The 437-nt window shown below is 54.0% G+C and carries 1 protein-coding gene and 1 pseudogene; one reads left to right on the top strand and one right to left on the bottom strand.

What is annotated here, in order from left to right:
- Positions 1–55: 55 nt before the first annotated feature.
- Positions 56–154: pseudogene (locus AC0L3J_RS37490) on the top strand (oxidoreductase); the annotation flags it as partial.
- Positions 155–196: 42 nt separating this feature from the next.
- On the opposite strand, the gene AC0L3J_RS37485 reads toward AC0L3J_RS37490, so the two are convergent.
- Positions 197–437 (bottom strand): SDR family NAD(P)-dependent oxidoreductase (locus AC0L3J_RS37485; protein ID WP_473350442.1); only part of this gene is annotated, 241 nt, incomplete at its 5' end.

The following is a 437-nucleotide window of genomic DNA, read 5'->3' as shown; positions in this document are numbered from 1 at the left end:
CGATGGGGCCAATGTACGATTCACCTATGCGGGGTCGAAAGATGCCGCTAAACGCCTGGCACAAGAGACTGGAGCGACAGCAGTATTCACAGATAGTGCTGACAGAGACGCTGTCATTGATGTCGTTCGTAAGAGCGGCGCATTGGATATCCTGGTGGTAAATGCAGGTATTGGCGTCTTTGGCGAGGCCCTGGAATTAAATGCCGACGATATTAATGGTGATCCCACGCGGTCCAAAATCACGGGCCAGCCCGCGCGCCATGCCTTGCAGGGCAGATTTGCTGGCGGCATAAGCAGCCATGCCTGCAACAGGCATACGATCGCCATTCACGGAGCCGATGATTAAGATGCGCCCGCCTTCGGGCATCTGCCGGGCGGCTTCAACAGAGGCATGATAAGGAGCATGAATATTGATTTTGAAAAGGCGATCAATATCG

This window comes from Bradyrhizobium sp. Kon37, assembly GCF_055807535.1.
Note: the sequence above shows the minus strand (reverse complement) of the source record. Positions and strands in the feature narration are given on the sequence as shown.